This is a genomic window from Sinorhizobium fredii, from assembly GCF_002944405.1.
GTDB classification, from domain to species: Bacteria; Pseudomonadota; Alphaproteobacteria; order Rhizobiales; family Rhizobiaceae; genus Sinorhizobium; species Sinorhizobium fredii_C.
This window is the reverse complement of record NZ_CP024307.1, coordinates 3,629,592-3,642,851: the sequence shown is the minus strand read 5'-3', so window position 1 is coordinate 3,642,851 and position 13,260 is coordinate 3,629,592. Positions and strand designations below refer to the sequence as shown.

At 63.9% G+C, this 13,260-nt stretch carries 18 protein-coding genes and 1 pseudogene; 9 read left to right on the top strand and 10 right to left on the bottom strand.

What is annotated here, in order from left to right; translation table 11 throughout:
- Positions 1–203 precede the first annotated feature (203 nt).
- Entirely contained in the window at positions 204–1,418 is a 1,215-nt protein-coding gene (gene hemA / locus NXT3_RS17885) for a 5-aminolevulinate synthase (protein ID WP_199773308.1), read from the top strand.
- 17 nt (positions 1,419–1,435) lie between these two features.
- Here hemA and dxr read toward each other — a convergent pair whose 3' ends face one another.
- On the bottom strand, positions 1,436–2,608 hold the full coding sequence (gene dxr / locus NXT3_RS17880; protein WP_104839797.1) for a 1-deoxy-D-xylulose-5-phosphate reductoisomerase: 1,173 nt from the start codon (positions 2,606–2,608) through the stop codon (positions 1,436–1,438).
- 160 nt (positions 2,609–2,768) lie between these two features.
- On the opposite strand from dxr, the gene NXT3_RS17875 reads away from it, so the two are divergent.
- Positions 2,769–3,191, top strand: a complete 423-nt coding sequence (locus NXT3_RS17875) for an META domain-containing protein (RefSeq protein ID WP_104839796.1) — start codon at positions 2,769–2,771, stop codon at positions 3,189–3,191.
- Here the strand turns inward: NXT3_RS17875 and NXT3_RS17870 are convergent.
- The gene (locus NXT3_RS17870) at positions 3,188–3,742 is read right to left on the bottom strand and encodes a DUF4142 domain-containing protein (protein ID WP_104839795.1); all 555 of its coding nucleotides are present in this window, start codon (positions 3,740–3,742) and stop codon (positions 3,188–3,190) included. The two genes, NXT3_RS17875 and NXT3_RS17870, sit on opposite strands and share 4 nt — an antisense overlap.
- Before the next feature lie 322 nt (positions 3,743–4,064).
- Between NXT3_RS17870 and NXT3_RS17865 the strand changes: the two genes are divergently transcribed.
- The gene (locus NXT3_RS17865; RefSeq protein WP_037417583.1) at positions 4,065–4,340 is read left to right on the top strand and encodes a hypothetical protein; all 276 of its coding nucleotides are present in this window, start codon (positions 4,065–4,067) and stop codon (positions 4,338–4,340) included.
- Positions 4,341–4,412: 72 nt separating this feature from the next.
- Here the strand turns inward: NXT3_RS17865 and NXT3_RS17860 are convergent, their stop codons facing one another.
- Both NXT3_RS17860 and NXT3_RS17855 read right to left on the bottom strand, forming a co-directional pair.
- Entirely contained in the window at positions 4,413–4,604 is a 192-nt protein-coding gene (locus tag NXT3_RS17860) for a hypothetical protein (RefSeq protein WP_037417580.1), read from the bottom strand.
- Between the two features lie 44 nt (positions 4,605–4,648).
- Positions 4,649–4,996 carry a hypothetical protein gene (locus tag NXT3_RS17855; protein ID WP_104839794.1) on the bottom strand — a complete coding sequence of 116 codons (348 nt, stop codon included), beginning with the start codon at positions 4,994–4,996 and terminating at the stop codon, positions 4,649–4,651.
- A 148-nt stretch (positions 4,997–5,144) separates the two neighbouring features.
- Here NXT3_RS17855 and NXT3_RS17850 point away from each other — a divergent pair, with 148 nt between their 5' ends.
- Complete coding sequence (locus NXT3_RS17850) at positions 5,145–5,420, top strand: hypothetical protein (protein WP_104839793.1); 276 nt, start codon at positions 5,145–5,147, stop codon at positions 5,418–5,420.
- Here the strand turns inward: NXT3_RS17850 and NXT3_RS32050 are convergent.
- The 5 genes and pseudogenes from NXT3_RS32050 to NXT3_RS17835 all read right to left on the bottom strand — a co-directional run bounded on the left by NXT3_RS32050 (position 5,417) and on the right by NXT3_RS17835 (position 8,138).
- A complete protein-coding gene (locus tag NXT3_RS32050; protein WP_086022744.1) occupies positions 5,417–5,590 on the bottom strand; it encodes a hypothetical protein in 174 nt (57 codons plus the stop codon). The two genes, NXT3_RS17850 and NXT3_RS32050, sit on opposite strands and share 4 nt — an antisense overlap.
- Positions 5,591–5,627: 37 nt before the next feature.
- Positions 5,628–5,882 (bottom strand): hypothetical protein, encoded by a 255-nt coding sequence (locus NXT3_RS17845; RefSeq protein WP_104839792.1) that lies wholly within the window; start codon positions 5,880–5,882, stop codon positions 5,628–5,630.
- A gap of 87 nt (positions 5,883–5,969) precedes the next feature.
- Positions 5,970–6,476 carry a ferritin-like domain-containing protein gene (locus tag NXT3_RS33280; RefSeq protein WP_037417568.1) on the bottom strand — a complete coding sequence of 169 codons (507 nt, stop codon included), beginning with the start codon at positions 6,474–6,476 and terminating at the stop codon, positions 5,970–5,972.
- Positions 6,477–6,533: 57 nt separating this feature from the next.
- A pseudogene (locus NXT3_RS33275) lies at positions 6,534–7,157 on the bottom strand (protein-L-isoaspartate(D-aspartate) O-methyltransferase); the annotation flags it as partial.
- A 123-nt stretch (positions 7,158–7,280) separates the two neighbouring features.
- Entirely contained in the window at positions 7,281–8,138 is an 858-nt protein-coding gene (locus NXT3_RS17835) for an SDR family oxidoreductase (RefSeq protein WP_037417562.1), read from the bottom strand.
- A gap of 170 nt (positions 8,139–8,308) precedes the next feature.
- On the opposite strand from NXT3_RS17835, the gene NXT3_RS17830 reads away from it, so the two are divergent.
- The 3 genes from NXT3_RS17830 to NXT3_RS17820 all read left to right on the top strand — a co-directional run bounded on the left by NXT3_RS17830 (position 8,309) and on the right by NXT3_RS17820 (position 9,601).
- Positions 8,309–8,554, top strand: a complete 246-nt coding sequence (locus NXT3_RS17830; protein WP_097526196.1) for a hypothetical protein — start codon at positions 8,309–8,311, stop codon at positions 8,552–8,554.
- A gap of 40 nt (positions 8,555–8,594) precedes the next feature.
- Entirely contained in the window at positions 8,595–8,789 is a 195-nt protein-coding gene (locus NXT3_RS17825) for a hypothetical protein (protein ID WP_037417555.1), read from the top strand.
- 119 nt (positions 8,790–8,908) lie between these two features.
- On the top strand, positions 8,909–9,601 hold the full coding sequence (locus tag NXT3_RS17820) for a BON domain-containing protein (protein WP_104839790.1): 693 nt from the start codon (positions 8,909–8,911) through the stop codon (positions 9,599–9,601).
- Between the two features lie 98 nt (positions 9,602–9,699).
- On the opposite strand, the gene NXT3_RS17815 is transcribed toward NXT3_RS17820, so the two are convergent.
- Positions 9,700–10,824: a DNA topoisomerase IB gene (locus tag NXT3_RS17815; protein WP_234819777.1), complete on the bottom strand. Its 1,125-nt coding sequence runs from the start codon at positions 10,822–10,824 to the stop codon at positions 9,700–9,702.
- A gap of 235 nt (positions 10,825–11,059) precedes the next feature.
- Between NXT3_RS17815 and NXT3_RS17810 the strand changes: the two genes are divergently transcribed.
- Both NXT3_RS17810 and NXT3_RS17805 read left to right on the top strand, forming a co-directional pair.
- The gene (locus NXT3_RS17810; RefSeq protein WP_097526197.1) at positions 11,060–12,037 is read left to right on the top strand and encodes an SDR family oxidoreductase; all 978 of its coding nucleotides are present in this window, start codon (positions 11,060–11,062) and stop codon (positions 12,035–12,037) included.
- A 52-nt stretch (positions 12,038–12,089) separates the two neighbouring features.
- Complete coding sequence (locus tag NXT3_RS17805) at positions 12,090–13,259, top strand: zinc-dependent alcohol dehydrogenase (RefSeq protein ID WP_104839789.1); 1,170 nt, start codon at positions 12,090–12,092, stop codon at positions 13,257–13,259.
- Position 13,260 lies beyond the last annotated feature (1 nt).

The window sequence follows — 13,260 nt, the reverse complement described above, 5'->3', positions numbered from 1 at the left end:
AGAAGGAAAGAAAGGACGGCCGCGGCCGTCCTTTTTGCAATTGCTTGACTTCGATCAAAGTTAAGGGGATTGAGTTGCCTTAGCCGTTTTGGAATAGTTCAAAACTAGAGGCCTTTTGCCGCAGTCGCGTGGCCGGAGGCCGTTCCGGGGTTGACCCCTGGTCGCTTTGAATGAAGAAAGGCGGCAGGGCATCGGAGATGATGATGGATTTCGAGAGTTTCTTCAAAAACGAGCTGGACGGGCTGCATCACGAAGGCCGCTATCGGGTCTTCGCCGATCTCGCCCGCCACCGCGGTGATTTTCCGAAGGCGACGCGCTACACGGCCGACGGCACCCAGGAGGTCACGGTCTGGTGCTCGAATGATTATCTCGGCATGGGTCAGTCGCCGGTCGTCACCGAAGCGATGAAGCTGGCGATCGACGAATGCGGCGCCGGCGCCGGCGGAACGCGCAACATCTCCGGGACCAATCACTACCACGTTCTCCTCGAGCGCGAACTTGCCGACCTGCACGGCAAGGAATCGGCGCTGCTCTTCACCTCCGGCTATGTCTCCAACTGGGCCGCCCTCGGCACGCTCTGTTCCAAGATTCCCGGCGTCATCGTCTTCTCGGACGCCGGGAATCACGCTTCGATGATCGAGGGAATCCGGCATTCGAAATGCGAGCGCGTCATCTTCAAGCACAATTCGGTGGCCGATCTCGAGGCGAAACTGGCGGCTGCTGATCCGCGTGCACCGAAAATCATCGCCTTTGAATCCGTCTATTCGATGGATGGCGACATCGCGCCGATCAAGGAATTCTGCGATCTCGCCGACAAATATGGCGCGATGACCTATCTCGACGAGGTGCATGCGGTCGGCATGTACGGCCCGCGCGGCGGCGGCATTGCCGAGCGCGAGGGGCTGATGCACCGGTTGACGGTGATCGAGGGTACGCTCGGCAAGGCCTTCGGCGTCATGGGCGGTTACATCACCGGTTCGGCGGCGCTCTGCGATTTCATCCGCTCCTTCGCCTCCGGCTTCATCTTCACGACCGCTTTGCCGCCGGCGCTTGCCGCCGGCGCACTCGCCTCGATCCGGCATCTCAAGGAAAGCCAGCGCGAACGCTTCGCCCATCAGGAGCGTGTGCGCCGGCTGCGATCGCTGCTCGATCAGCGCGGCATTCCGCACATGGTTAATCCGAGCCATATCGTCCCGGTGATGGTCGGCGACGCCGCCAAGTGCAAGTGGATCTCCGACCTGCTGCTCGACAATTTCGGCGTCTATGTCCAGCCGATCAACTATCCGACGGTTCCGAAAAAGACCGAGCGACTGCGCATCACGCCGACGCCGCTGCATTCGGATGACGACATCGACCACCTGGTCGGCGCGCTGCATTCGCTGTGGTCGCGCTGCGCGCTGGCAAGGGCGGTCGCGTAAGCTACGGCGAACCTGGATCAGATCAGCCCGGCCGCCGCATGCCGGGCTTTTTCATCCGCCGCGAAGACGTCGTCCATGGTCATCGCGGCCGGCAGGTCTGAGAGCCGATCCATCACTTTTTCGACGACTTCCGCCATGGCGAGAAAGCCGATGCGGCCCTTGATGAAGGCTTCGAGGGCAGTTTCCTTGGCGCCGTTCAGCACCGCACCCTGAATCCCGCCGGCCTCCATGGCGCGTCGCGCCAAGCGGAGTGCCGGGAAGCGCACCTCGTCCGGCGCCTCGAAATCGAGCCGCGCGAGCTTGGCGAAGTCGAGCCGCTCGATCGGCAGGTCGCAGCGTTTCGGATAGGAAAGCGCATAGCCGATCGCCGTACGCATGTCGGGGCAGCCGAGCTGGGCGAGCACCGATCCGTCGCTGTAGCCGACCATCGAATGGACGATCGACTGTGGATGGACGATCACCTCTATCTGGTCTGGGCGCAGGCGGAAAAGATGGCGCGCCTCGATCATTTCGAGCGCCTTGTTGAACATCGAGGCGCTGTCGATCGAGATCTTCAGCCCCATCGACCAGTTCGGGTGGGCGCGGGCGATGTCGGCGGTCACATGCCGCATCTCTTCGAGCGTCTTCGTGCGGAACGGACCGCCCGAGGCCGTCAGGACGACCCGTTCGACGGCATGGCGCTGGTCGTTCTCCAGCACCTGGAAGATCGCATTGTGCTCGCTGTCGACGGGCAGCAGCCGGCCTCCGCCCTTGCTGACCGCCTCGATGAACAGGCTGCCAGCGGAGACGAGGCATTCCTTGTTGGCAAGCGCGATGTCGGCACCGCGCCGCGCCGCAGCAAGCGTCGGCGCAAGACCCGCATTGCCGACGATTGCCGCCATCAGCCAGCCGGAATCGCGTTCGGCCGCCTCGACCAGGCCGCTCCGCCCGGCGGCCACTTCGATGCCGCTGCCGGCGAGGGCATCCTTGAGTTCGTTGTAGCGGTGTTCGTCCGCGGTTACCGCCAGCTCTGCCCCCATGCGCCGCGCCTGCTCGGCGAGAAGGGGTATGTTGCCGTTGCCGGTCAGGGCCGCGATCTCGAAGCGATCCCGCCCGCCGAGCCGCTCGACGACGTCGAGCGTGTTGGTGCCGATCGAGCCGGTCGAGCCCAGTACCGTCAGGCGGCGCTTGCCTTCCTCGCCGGATGCCATTGCCAGATCCCGTTTTCTTCTTGTTGAAACGTTTTGGATAGGCTCTACAGCCGAAACCCGCCGGCAACAAGCGTAGAAGCGGCCGCTCTTCTTTATCCGGCGCTCCTGGGGTAGGAATCGATGCGGCGGCAATGCCGCAGCGATCGCATGAGGAGTTCCGATGCTCAACGTCCTGACAGCCGCATCCTGCGCCTGCGTGCTGATCGAGCTTGCCTCGCTGCGATCGGTCGGCGCCGAAAACGTGCCGCCGGAATTGATCGGTTCCTGGCGCGCCGAGACCATCAACTCCGGCGAAGCGGTCGACGATCCCGAGGTGGTTCTCGAAATCCGCGAGGACGGTACCTTTGGCGGCACGGGCGGCTGCAATTTCTTCACCGGCGCCTTCAGCCTCTCGGAAGGAACGATCACCTTCGGCCCGACCGAGGCGACGCATACCACCTGTTCCCCCGCCGTTATGGAGCAGGAGCAGAGGCTTCTCGACCTGCTGAAAGCCGCACTCGCCTGGAAGGTGAATGGCGCGATGCTTGCTCTGGCAGGACCGGACGGCGCGTCGGTCATGCGTCTTGTGAGTGTCAAGCGCTAGCCAAGTCTTATCCGCAGCATCTCCAGATGTTCGAGGTGTTCTTCGATCAGCAGGCGGGTAAGCCTTGCGACGTTCCGTCGCTCGCGGTCCCGGCCCGATCTCACATATTCCTCGTGGATCGCCAGAAGTTTCTTGTGCCCGTCAGACTGCAGCAACACATAGGCCTTGTCGAAGGCGGGCCCCTGCAAGCTTCTGAGCTTTTCAAGCGCGGTGCGGCCTTCTGCGTCCAACATCGTTTCCAATTGAGCGTCGGCGGGCGGGCCGGAACCGTCGCTTGTCCCGCCATAGGGTTCCATCGATCGAAGGACGTTGGAGACCGCCTCCTGCTCGGCGATTTCCCATTTGGCAAATTGCTTCAGGAGGGCGTCGCTCGTCGTGTTTTCGGCCGTACGGCTGGCGGCCAAGGAGAGGGCGCCGACCCGCATTGCCGATCGGGCGTGTTTCCGCTCGGCATCATCAGCCGCCATCTCTTGGGCGACAGCGCTTTCCAAGGGCGGCCAGATAGGCAAGGCGCCGGCGGCGGCCAGACAGAGAACATGACGGCGTCTCATGACGGATCCTCGCGAGCGCTAAGGGACGGTAGACACGCCCCGGCAGTGCCCGCAGATGCGGACACTGCCTACAGCGAAGGTGGGGGACTTGATTGTCGCTACCATCTCTGGAGCGATGCCCAATTAATTCGCGACGCGGAAAATTGTTCCAGAGCGCGGAAAGCGAAGCCGACTACCCCGCGTAAGCTGCTCCGCGGCCGGTGGTGCCGTTGCTCCGGAACGTCGGCCAATGGTCGCAATCGACGGCCGCAGGAACAATCGGCCAAATCCACCATTACTCCCTCCGTTGCAAGAAGATCCGGATCGAGCGAAGGAGACAGACATGGCGGACTCACATGCGATTTCCCGTCCGCAGCGGGATGCAGACTATCCGGGCCGGCAGGCAGACTGCGTCGCGGCTCTGAGACCGGCGGTGGCGGACCTCGCTGCAAAATCCCAGGACAGTATCGTGGCAGCCATCGGCGGGGAAATGACCGACGACCTGGCCGCTCTGGCTCACCAGGCCGAAGCGGCAGGCTGGAGCTACAAGGAAGCGTCTTCCGCCATCGAGACCCTGGCGCGCGAATATGAGGGCGCAAAAGGGGCGATCTTCGACTGAAGAGCTCTGCACCTTCGAGGAGGAACATTCGCTCTCGGACACCGGTACCCAGGGCGTTTGCGCGTGCAAAAATCAGCCAAAGCGCCTCAACTGCTCCGCTTCCTTCTCGAGCAGTTCGGCCACTTCGTCCAGCGACATGTGCGTGGCACAGAGGTGAATGGCGCATTCGAGAAAACGCGTCGACGACCGGCGCAGGTAGAGCGCCTCTTCCCGGGCGGACAATTCCGGAAGGGGGTTTCTTTTGTCGGGGCGAGGATCGGGCATTCGAAACTCCTTCGGTTCGCCACGTTGCGAGACGGCGTGCCCCATCACAGCCAGTCGGCGGCGACGGCGTAGATCAGAATGGTTGCGGCAAGCACAACGCCGAAGATCAGCAGCGACAGTCCCAGCCGCGGCCTCGAGGGGCGGTCATGTTGGGTGGCAAAGGGGCGCATGGCATCGCCGAACTCCGTGGAGACAGCCGGTTCGCCGTGATGCTGCGCTGCTCTCGCTTCTTGCGTCATCTGCGCATTGAGCGGAGTTCCCGCCGCCTCGCCGTCGGTCTCGAGCGGTGCCGCGGCCGGATCGAACCCCGGCCTCTTGTCGCCGGTCCTGCCGTGCTGGATGTCTCCGCGCAACTGTGCCGGGTTGTTTGCCGTCTTGGGCAGCTTGGACATGCTTTTCTCCCTTCTGCCGCCAGAACAACTGGCTTTTGCAGCGTTTGTTCCCGTTCGGGCCCGCCACCGATTCGCTCCGGAACCTCCAGGAGTGCCCGAGCGTTGGGTGCAGCGGGAAGCACCGGTGGGATTGACCGAGCCTCGAGCTATGGACAGAAAAGCGTTCTACGAAGAGTGTTCGCGTATCCTCGGCGCCTCCCACGCTTATGAGGCGCCGCGCTACCGCGAGATCAATCGCTGGAACAATCGGCGCCCCGGCAATGGACGGTTTCCTGGCTACGGTCTGATCCGAGCGTTCGGACCGCATCATATCCAGATCGCTTTGCGGCAGCCGGTCGAGCTCAATCTGTTGTGCCACTCGGAAGGGGAGGCGCTCGCGGCATTGGAACGCACGGCGAGGCAAGCGGGTCCTGAGGCGACTTAGCGAGCGTTGTTTTCCGGAGGACGCTCGTAGAGCCTATCGATCTCGCGCTTCTGGGCTTCCTTCGTCACGGGCGGGAGCGCTTTCTGCCGCATGATCGCATAGGCGATGGCCGCGCCGAGGAGGAAGGCACCGCCACCGGTCACCAATAGCCAGAAATAGTCCATCAACATGTTCGGTGCCTCCTTGCGATAGAGCCCCGGCCGCGGGTCAGTCAGGCTTCGGCGCCTTCACATCGCCGAAGCGCACCTCTTCGCGCGAGGGATTGTCGGCGATCGACTGCTCCTCTTCGTCACTTGGAAGCGCCTCGTCCGGATCGACGTTCTGCTCGTCTCTGCTGCGCACCGGGCGTACGCGGCCTTGGACGACCGGTCGGACTTTCATGCTTTCCGGCGTGCCCGGCACCTCTTCATCGGCGGGCGGAGCGGGGTTCCTGCGAGGGTCGTTTGGGCTGTTGCGTACCATCGTGTCTTCCTTCTTCTGAGAGGAGGAAAGCGGAGTTAAAGAGTTTGTTCCCCTGGTTGGGGCGTGCCACAGGGCTGGCGTCACCTATCAATGCTTGGCCGTCACGCCGCGCTGATCCCGCTCCAGGAAGGTGCGAGTGATTTCCGCCGCATGCTGGTCGAGCCACTCGGCCATCTCGACTTCCTGCTGTAGGATGGTTTCGCAGACCCGCTTCGTCTCCTCGTCGCCCGCATAGTCTGCGGCAGCGATCAGGATCTTGTAGCTGGCGATTTCCATATGTTCGAACGTGTAGCTGGCAAGCGAGCCCTTGACGACTTCGTCGCTGACGAAGAGCCCGCTCAAACCCTGGCCGATGGCTACGATCTTGCCGCTGATATCCTTGACTGCGGAGGTCCCGCCATGCAGTCGCTCCAGGCACCGCTTGAGCATCGCGGCCTGGTCGCGGGTCTCCTGCAGGTGGCGATCGATCCGGGCTTTGAGCTCAGGATAGTTTTCCAGCCGCCGGGATTGACTGGTGAGCATCGTGATCGCCTGCTCCTCCATGGCATGCGCATCCCGGAGCCAAGCCTGTAAGTGTTCGCTCGCCTTGTGCATCGCTTGTTCCTCCTGATTGGACGTGATCCAACCGGCCTTGCTGCGAAAGGTTCCGTGGGGAAGCGGCACGAACTTAACGCCGCCGAGATCCTGTTCCTCGAACGTAGTGGCATTGACGCGGGTGATCTTCATAAGGCGCTGCTCGTCGCGCGGGCCGATCGGGATTACCAAATGGCCTCCGAGATCCAACTGCTCCTTGAGGGCCTGCGGCACGTCCGGACCGCCCGCTGCCACGAGGATGGCATCGAACGGCCCGGCTTCCGGCCAGCCCGTCGTTCCATCGCCGACCCGCACGGAGATATTGTCGAAGCCCAGCTTGGTGAAGCGACTTTCGGCGGCCTCGGCCAAGCCGGCATGGCGCTCTACCGTGTAGACGTGGGCAGCAATGCGGCTCAAGATCGCCGCCGCATAGCCCGATCCCGTGCCGATCTCCAGAACGGTATCGCCCGGCTGCAGCTCCGCCCTTTCCGTCATTAGCGCGACGATGAAGGGCTGCGAAATGGTCTGGCCATGGCCGATCGACAGCGCCGAATCCTCATAGGCGAATTCCTCGAAGCCGGGGTCGACGAAGGCCTCGCGAGGGACGATCCGCATCGCTTCAAGAACGTTGGGATCCCGGATGCCGCGGCGCGAGAGGTGGGACAGGATCATTCTCTCGCGAGCATGGGAAAAATCGATCATGACGGACCCTCCTTGCAGCGATGCAACCGCCGGCCGACGCCGCTCAGTCCGACAGCCGCGAAACGCACCGATGTCCCATGCCCGCGAGGCGTGGCGCAGCCGCTGGCGGCGAGCGGGATGCCGCTACAGTATCGGCTTGCCACCGGTCACGGCGATCGTCGCGCCGGAGACGTAGCTGGACAGCGGATCCGCCAGCATGACGTAGGCCGAGGCGAGTTCCACCGGTTGCCCGGGCCTTTTCATCGGCACCTGCTTGCCGAAATTCATCACCGTATCCTCGGGAAGGGTCGAGGGGATGAGCGGCGTCCAGATCGGACCCGGCGCCACAGCGTTGGCGCGGATACCCTTGTCTGCAAGCATTTGCGCCAGGCCGGCGGTAAAGTTCTGGATGGCGCCCTTGGTGGTCGCATAGGCGAGCAGGATCGGGTTCGGGGCATCCGCATTGATCGAGGCGGTGTTGATGATCGAAGAGCCCGGCTTCATATGCGGCACCGCTGCGCGGGTGAGGAAGAACATCGCATGGATGTTCACGCGGAAGGTCAACTCCCATTCTTCGTCGGTGATGTCGGCGATATCCGGGAACGAGGCCTGGTGGGCCGCGTTGTTGACGAGAATGTCGATGCCGCCGAGTTCGTTCATCGCCGTCTCGACGATGCGCTTGCAGTGTTCCGAGGTCTGGATGTCTCCGGCGACGAGCACGCCCTTGCGTCCGGCCTCTTCGACGAGCGCCTTGGTCGATTTCGCATCCTCGTGCTCATTCAGATAGGAGATCAGGACATCGGCGCCCTCCCGCGCATAGGCGATCGCGACCGCCCGGCCGATGCCGCTATCTCCGCCGGTGATGATGGCTTTCTTGCCCTGCAGCCGGCCCGATCCCTTGTAGGTTTTCTCCCCGTGGTCCGGCAGAGGATTCATGCGGTCCGTGGTACCGGGCATGGGTTGGCTTTGACGCTCGAACGGCGGGCGCGGAAAATTCTCCATGGTCCAGGTCTCCTTGGTAATTCGATGCGATTGATTTCGGTCCGCCATCGGAGACGGCGGCAGCCCCCAAACTCGTGCTTGCCGGGCTTTGTTCCGATCGGAGAGCCGGGGTGATGGAACTTCGCCTTAGGGCTGGCGTTGACCAAGCGACAACCCGAGGAGGGCGAGAAATGGCAAAAGACGAGAACAGATCAAAGGGCGTGCCGGACGTCACGTCGGACAGCGCCCAGCCCGTGAAAACCGACAGCGATCCTCATCCGGAGGCCGGCGACCAGCCGCTCGAGCCGGACGAACTCGTCAGGAAGAGCGCCGCTCGCGAGGCGATGCACAGCAAGAGGGATGGCTATGTCGTCGAATCCGACCTCGAGGACGAAGACCAGCGGTTCCCGTTGCCGACGATGAAGGATCAGGACTGAGAAAGACCAGGAATGAAGGCGGCTCAACAGGAGAAAGACGATGAAGACCCCGAAGGACGGAGCGCCCGGCACCACGGAGCAATCGCCGCGGTGGGAAGGGCCGAAGGAGACGCGGCCAAGAGGCTATTTGCCGGCGAAGGACGACCCGGAGCATGACCGGGATGCGGCCGACGAAAACCTGAAGGATCCGCACCGAGGCAAGGTCTCGCACGCCCTTAAGACAAAGGACGACTGACCCGGCCCGCGATGGCGCCTCGGTTCCGTTGTGCATTGCGCGCAGCGGAACCGAGGCGCTTTTTGCTGGTTTGGAAGAGTGAACATCATGAAAGGAACCGAAAGGGAAAGGAGCTACCGATGGCCAGGAGAAAAGAGTGGAAGCGGGACGATCCCGATTGGCGTTCGCGCGAAGCCGGCAGGGATTGGTACGGTGAGGAAAGAGGCAGCCGGCGGCACTTCGCGCAGACAGTCGAACCTCGCGGCGCCGATTACGAGAACTCCGAGTATTTTCCGGATGCCGAGTCCACCGCCGGACCCTATCGCCGGATGGGCGAGGACTACGGCCGTTGGAACCGGGATCGTGGATATGGCGATTATGGTTCCGACTACGGCGACCGCAGCCGGTCCACCCACTCGCGCTCCGGCCGGGACTGGGACGAGGAGAGGGGCTTCTTCGAGCGGGCCGGCGACGAGGTGGCCTCCTGGTTCGGCGACGAAGATGCCGAGCGCCGGCGGCAGATGGACCAACATCGCGGCAAGGGGCCGAAGGGCTATACCCGTTCCGACAGCCGCATCCAGGAGGATGTCAGCGATCGGCTGAGCGATGACGGAGCGCTCGACGCTTCCGAGATCGAGGTTTCGGTCACGGGCGGCGAGGTTCAGCTCAGCGGCTTCGTCGAGTCCAAGTGGGCGAAACGCCGCGCCGAAGACCTGGCGGAAAACGTCTCCGGCGTCGGCCATGTCCAGAACAATATCCGTGTGCGAGGCGCTGGCGGAACCTCGGGTGGGACCTCCGGCTGGAATACCGGCGAAACCAACCGGAACCTCTAATCAGCCGGCGGCGGGGCTCACTGCACGATTCCTTAAATCGGAATCGAGTCAAGGGAATGACGATGCGGCCATTCGAAGTGCTGCCGCGACGCGTCTAATTAGACGCTCGGCGCTGTTAGGCCCGCCGCCACTCCGTTCATCGAGGCGTTGGCCTGCCGCTCCGCGCGTGCGGCGCGCACAAGGAAATTGAGCATGCGCGCTTCCTCGACCCGGAGTTCCGGGTTAGCCCGCCCGCGGCGGCTGAGCTTGCTGGCGGAGGCTGCACTGGCAGCGCCGGCGAGCGCAATGATGTCCGGATGGATGTAGCTTTTGCGGCAGATTGCCGGCGTGTTGCAGAGGGTCTCGGCGGCCGCCTCGCACATTTCTCTGACCGTTGGGCGCTTACCTTTATCCATCGCCTCGCGGGCGGCCGTGAAGGCGGCAACGCTGCCCGCCCAGGTTCGGAATGTCTTGGCCGAAACCGGAAAACCCGCCACCTCCGCCAGATAGCGGTTGAGACGACCCGAGTCGACGGGGCGCAGTATGTCGTTGTCGTCCCTCCACACGAAGAGCTGCCGTCCCGGCAGGTCGGCGATGTCCTCGAGCAGGCGTTGCAGCTTCGGGCGCCGCAGCCGCCTCTGCACGCGCTTGCCGCCCTTGGCGGTAAAGCGCAGTTCGATGCTGCCGTCGAGGAGCCGTAAATGGCGTTTCAAAAGCGTCGTCGCGCCATAGGTCGAATTCGCCTGGACATAGGCGGGACTTCCCGTCCGGAGATGCACTTCGTCGAGGAGCGCGACAAGCGCGGCGAGGACCGTTCGTGCGTCGCCGGTTCCGCCTTCCATGTGCCGGCGGACCGTGCGCCGGATCCTCGGCAGCGCCTTCCCGAACAGAAGGAGCTGGGCAAATTTGTCGCCGCTTCGCAGCGCCTGCCATTCCGTGTGGTAGCGGTATTGCTTCCGACCGCGTACGTCGTAGCCGGTCGCCTGCAGGTGGCCGTTCTCATCCAGGCAGATCCACACCTTTTCGTAGGCGGGTGGCAGGCCGAGCGAGGCGATACGGGCCTTCACGGCAGGATCGGTCAGGACGGAGCCGTCCGGCAGCCGATAGACGAAGCCCTTGCCGGCGCGTTGGCGTCTGATGCCCGGCTCCGAATCGCTGACATAGACGAGCCCGCTTTCCTTCGGCCGGGCCTCGCCTGGGGCCGGACCGCCGCTGTTGCGGCTGCGCCCGCCGCCGCGCCGCATGGCCGCGGCCTGGCGGGTCGGATTGGAAATGACTTGCAGCGGCATTGAGCGGCCCTTCCTTTGGCAGGTGTGGCAGGTGAAATTTCGATCGAGAACTAACGCGCCGCCATGCGGGTCCGGTTCCATGCCGGATGCGCCGCCGGACCGATTTAGGGGCGCCGAAGCCGGCACGGCCAGCGGAACATAATCGATCGCAGGCGGTTCCATCGGCACTTGCTCGAGCGGGAGACGCGCCATGCGGAAAGCACTCAGAGATGCAGTGGTGGTGATCACTGGAGCCTCGTCCGGAGTGGGACAGGCGGCGGCGGAGGAGTTTGCCCGGCGGGGATCGAAGCTCGTGCTCGCCGCGCGCGACGCGGTGGCGCTGCAACGGGTAGCGCGAACCTGCCGGGATCTCGGGGCGGCCGTGCTCGTCGTGCCGACCGATGTGACCGAAGCGGATGCGGTCAAGGAGCTGGCAGCCAAGGCCCTGTCCTTCGGCAGGATCGACGTCTGGTTCAGCAATGTCGGCGTCGGCGCGGTCGGCCGTTTCCAGGAAACGCCGATCGAGGCGCATGAGCAGGTCATCCGCACGAACCTGATCGGCCACGTCAACGATGCGCATGCAGCCATCCCGGTGTTCCTGAAGCAGGGCCACGGCACGTTCATCAACATGATATCGCTCGGCGGCTTTGCCTCGACGCCCTTTGCGGCGGCCTACAGCGCCAGCAAGTTCGGCCTTCGCGGCTTTTCCGAAGCGCTGCGCGCCGAACTCGCCGAAGAACCGGACATTCACATCTGCGACGTCTATCCGACCTTCCTCGACACGCCGGGAGTTGCCCATGGCGCGAATTACACCGGCCGCAGGCTGAGCGTTCCGCCTCCCGTCTACGATGCGCGGCGGGCCGCCCGCGCCATTGTTCGTCTGGCTGAACGGCCGCGCAGCTCCGTCACCGTCGGGGCCGTTGCCGACCTGGCGCGGCTTGCCCATTTTCTTGCCCCCAACACGACCTCCCGCGTCCTCGCCCGCCTGACCTCGTCCTATCTCCGGCGAGCGCCGCGCGCCGAAAGAAGCAATGGCAACCTGTTCCGGGCCCCGCCAAATGCCGGCGGTATCGAAGGCGGATGGCGTTCCGAGCGCAGGGTCCCGATCGCCGCCGTTGCAGCCGCGGCGCTCGTCGGCCTGGCTCTTGCGGCGGTGATCGTACCGCGAACCTCATACCGGCGGCGCTAAGGACTCTCCTTGGCGCGTGGCCCCGTTTTGACGACAGTGGAGGAATCCTGCAATGAAGGCTTTGACCTGGCACGGCAAAGGCGACATCCGATGCGAGAGCGTTCCCGATCCGGCGATCGAGGACGAGGGCGACGCCATCATCAAGGTCACCGCCTGCGCGATCTGCGGCTCCGACCTGCATATCTACAACGGCCTCATCCCGGCGATGGAGCACGGCGACGTCATCGGCCACGAGACCATGGGGGAGGTGGTTGCGCTCGGCAAGGCGGCGACGAAGCTGAAGGTCGGCGACCGTGTCGTGGTGCCCTTCACCATCGCCTGCGGCGAGTGCTTCTTCTGCCAGCGGGGCTTTCACTCCGCCTGCGAGCGAACCAATCCAGACCGGGAGAAGGCGGTGAAGATGTGGGGCAATTCGCCCGCCGGCCTGTTCGGCTATTCGCATCTCCTCGGCGGCTATAGCGGCGGCCAGGCAGAGTATCTGCGCGTGCCGCATGCGGATGTCGGGCCGGTCAAGATACCGGAGGAGCTCACAGACGAGCAGGTTCTGTTCCTCTCGGATATCTTCCCAACCGGGTACATGGCGGCCGAATTCTGCGACATCGAACCCGGCGATACGATCGCCGTCTGGGGCTGCGGGCCTGTCGGCCAGATGGCCATCCGTTCGGCCCTTCTACTCGGGGCGGAACGGGTGATCGCCGTCGATACCGTTCCCGAGCGGCTGCGGCTTGCCGAATCGGCGGGCGCGGCGACGCTCGACTACATGAAGGAGGATATTTACGAGCGCATCATGGAGATGACCCATGGGCGCGGCGCGGATGCCTGCATCGATGCGGTGGGGACGGAGGCCGACAGCCGGGCGAGCCTCGATTCGCTCGTCGACCGCGTCAAGGTTGCCGCCTATCTCGGCACCGACCGTCCGCATGTGCTGCGCGAGGCAATTCATTGCTGCCGGAATTTTGGCACGGTCTCCATCGTTGGCGTCTATGGCGGATATCTCGACAAGATACCCTTCGGGTCGGCGATCAATCGCGGGCTGACCTTCCGCATGGCGCAGACACCCGTTCAGCGCTACTTGCCCATCCTGCTCGATCGCATCTGCAAGGGCGAGATCGATCCCTCCTTCGTCATCACCCATCGAGGCTCGCTGGAGGAGGGGCCGGACCTTTACCAGACCTTCAACAAGCGGGCAGACGGCTGCGTCAAGGTCGTCCTGAGGCCTTGAG

Bases quoted from the DNA above. Each gene is read 5' to 3' on its own strand.
- NXT3_RS17820 (WP_104839790.1), top strand. From the start codon at position 8,909: ATGGCCAGGAGAAAAGAGTGGAAGCGGGACGATCCCGATTGGCGTTCG.
- NXT3_RS17815 (WP_234819777.1), bottom strand. From the start codon at position 10,824: ATGCGGCGCGGCGGCGGGCGCAGCCGCAACAGCGGCGGTCCGGCCCCA.
- NXT3_RS17810 (WP_097526197.1), top strand. From the start codon at position 11,060: ATGCGGAAAGCACTCAGAGATGCAGTGGTGGTGATCACTGGAGCCTCG.
- NXT3_RS17875 (WP_104839796.1), top strand. From the start codon at position 2,769: ATGCTCAACGTCCTGACAGCCGCATCCTGCGCCTGCGTGCTGATCGAG.
- NXT3_RS17865 (WP_037417583.1), top strand. From the start codon at position 4,065: ATGGCGGACTCACATGCGATTTCCCGTCCGCAGCGGGATGCAGACTAT.
- NXT3_RS17850 (WP_104839793.1), top strand. From the start codon at position 5,145: ATGGACAGAAAAGCGTTCTACGAAGAGTGTTCGCGTATCCTCGGCGCC.
- hemA (WP_199773308.1), top strand. From the start codon at position 204: ATGGATTTCGAGAGTTTCTTCAAAAACGAGCTGGACGGGCTGCATCAC.
- NXT3_RS17845 (WP_104839792.1), bottom strand. From the start codon at position 5,882: ATGGTACGCAACAGCCCAAACGACCCTCGCAGGAACCCCGCTCCGCCC.
- NXT3_RS17870 (WP_104839795.1), bottom strand. From the start codon at position 3,742: ATGAGACGCCGTCATGTTCTCTGTCTGGCCGCCGCCGGCGCCTTGCCT.
- NXT3_RS17860 (WP_037417580.1), bottom strand. From the start codon at position 4,604: ATGCCCGATCCTCGCCCCGACAAAAGAAACCCCCTTCCGGAATTGTCC.
- NXT3_RS17835 (WP_037417562.1), bottom strand. From the start codon at position 8,138: ATGGAGAATTTTCCGCGCCCGCCGTTCGAGCGTCAAAGCCAACCCATG.
- NXT3_RS17830 (WP_097526196.1), top strand. From the start codon at position 8,309: ATGGCAAAAGACGAGAACAGATCAAAGGGCGTGCCGGACGTCACGTCG.
- NXT3_RS33280 (WP_037417568.1), bottom strand. From the start codon at position 6,476: ATGCACAAGGCGAGCGAACACTTACAGGCTTGGCTCCGGGATGCGCAT.
- NXT3_RS17805 (WP_104839789.1), top strand. From the start codon at position 12,090: ATGAAGGCTTTGACCTGGCACGGCAAAGGCGACATCCGATGCGAGAGC.
- dxr (WP_104839797.1), bottom strand. From the start codon at position 2,608: ATGGCATCCGGCGAGGAAGGCAAGCGCCGCCTGACGGTACTGGGCTCG.
- NXT3_RS32050 (WP_086022744.1), bottom strand. From the start codon at position 5,590: ATGTTGATGGACTATTTCTGGCTATTGGTGACCGGTGGCGGTGCCTTC.
- NXT3_RS17855 (WP_104839794.1), bottom strand. From the start codon at position 4,996: ATGTCCAAGCTGCCCAAGACGGCAAACAACCCGGCACAGTTGCGCGGA.
- NXT3_RS17825 (WP_037417555.1), top strand. From the start codon at position 8,595: ATGAAGACCCCGAAGGACGGAGCGCCCGGCACCACGGAGCAATCGCCG.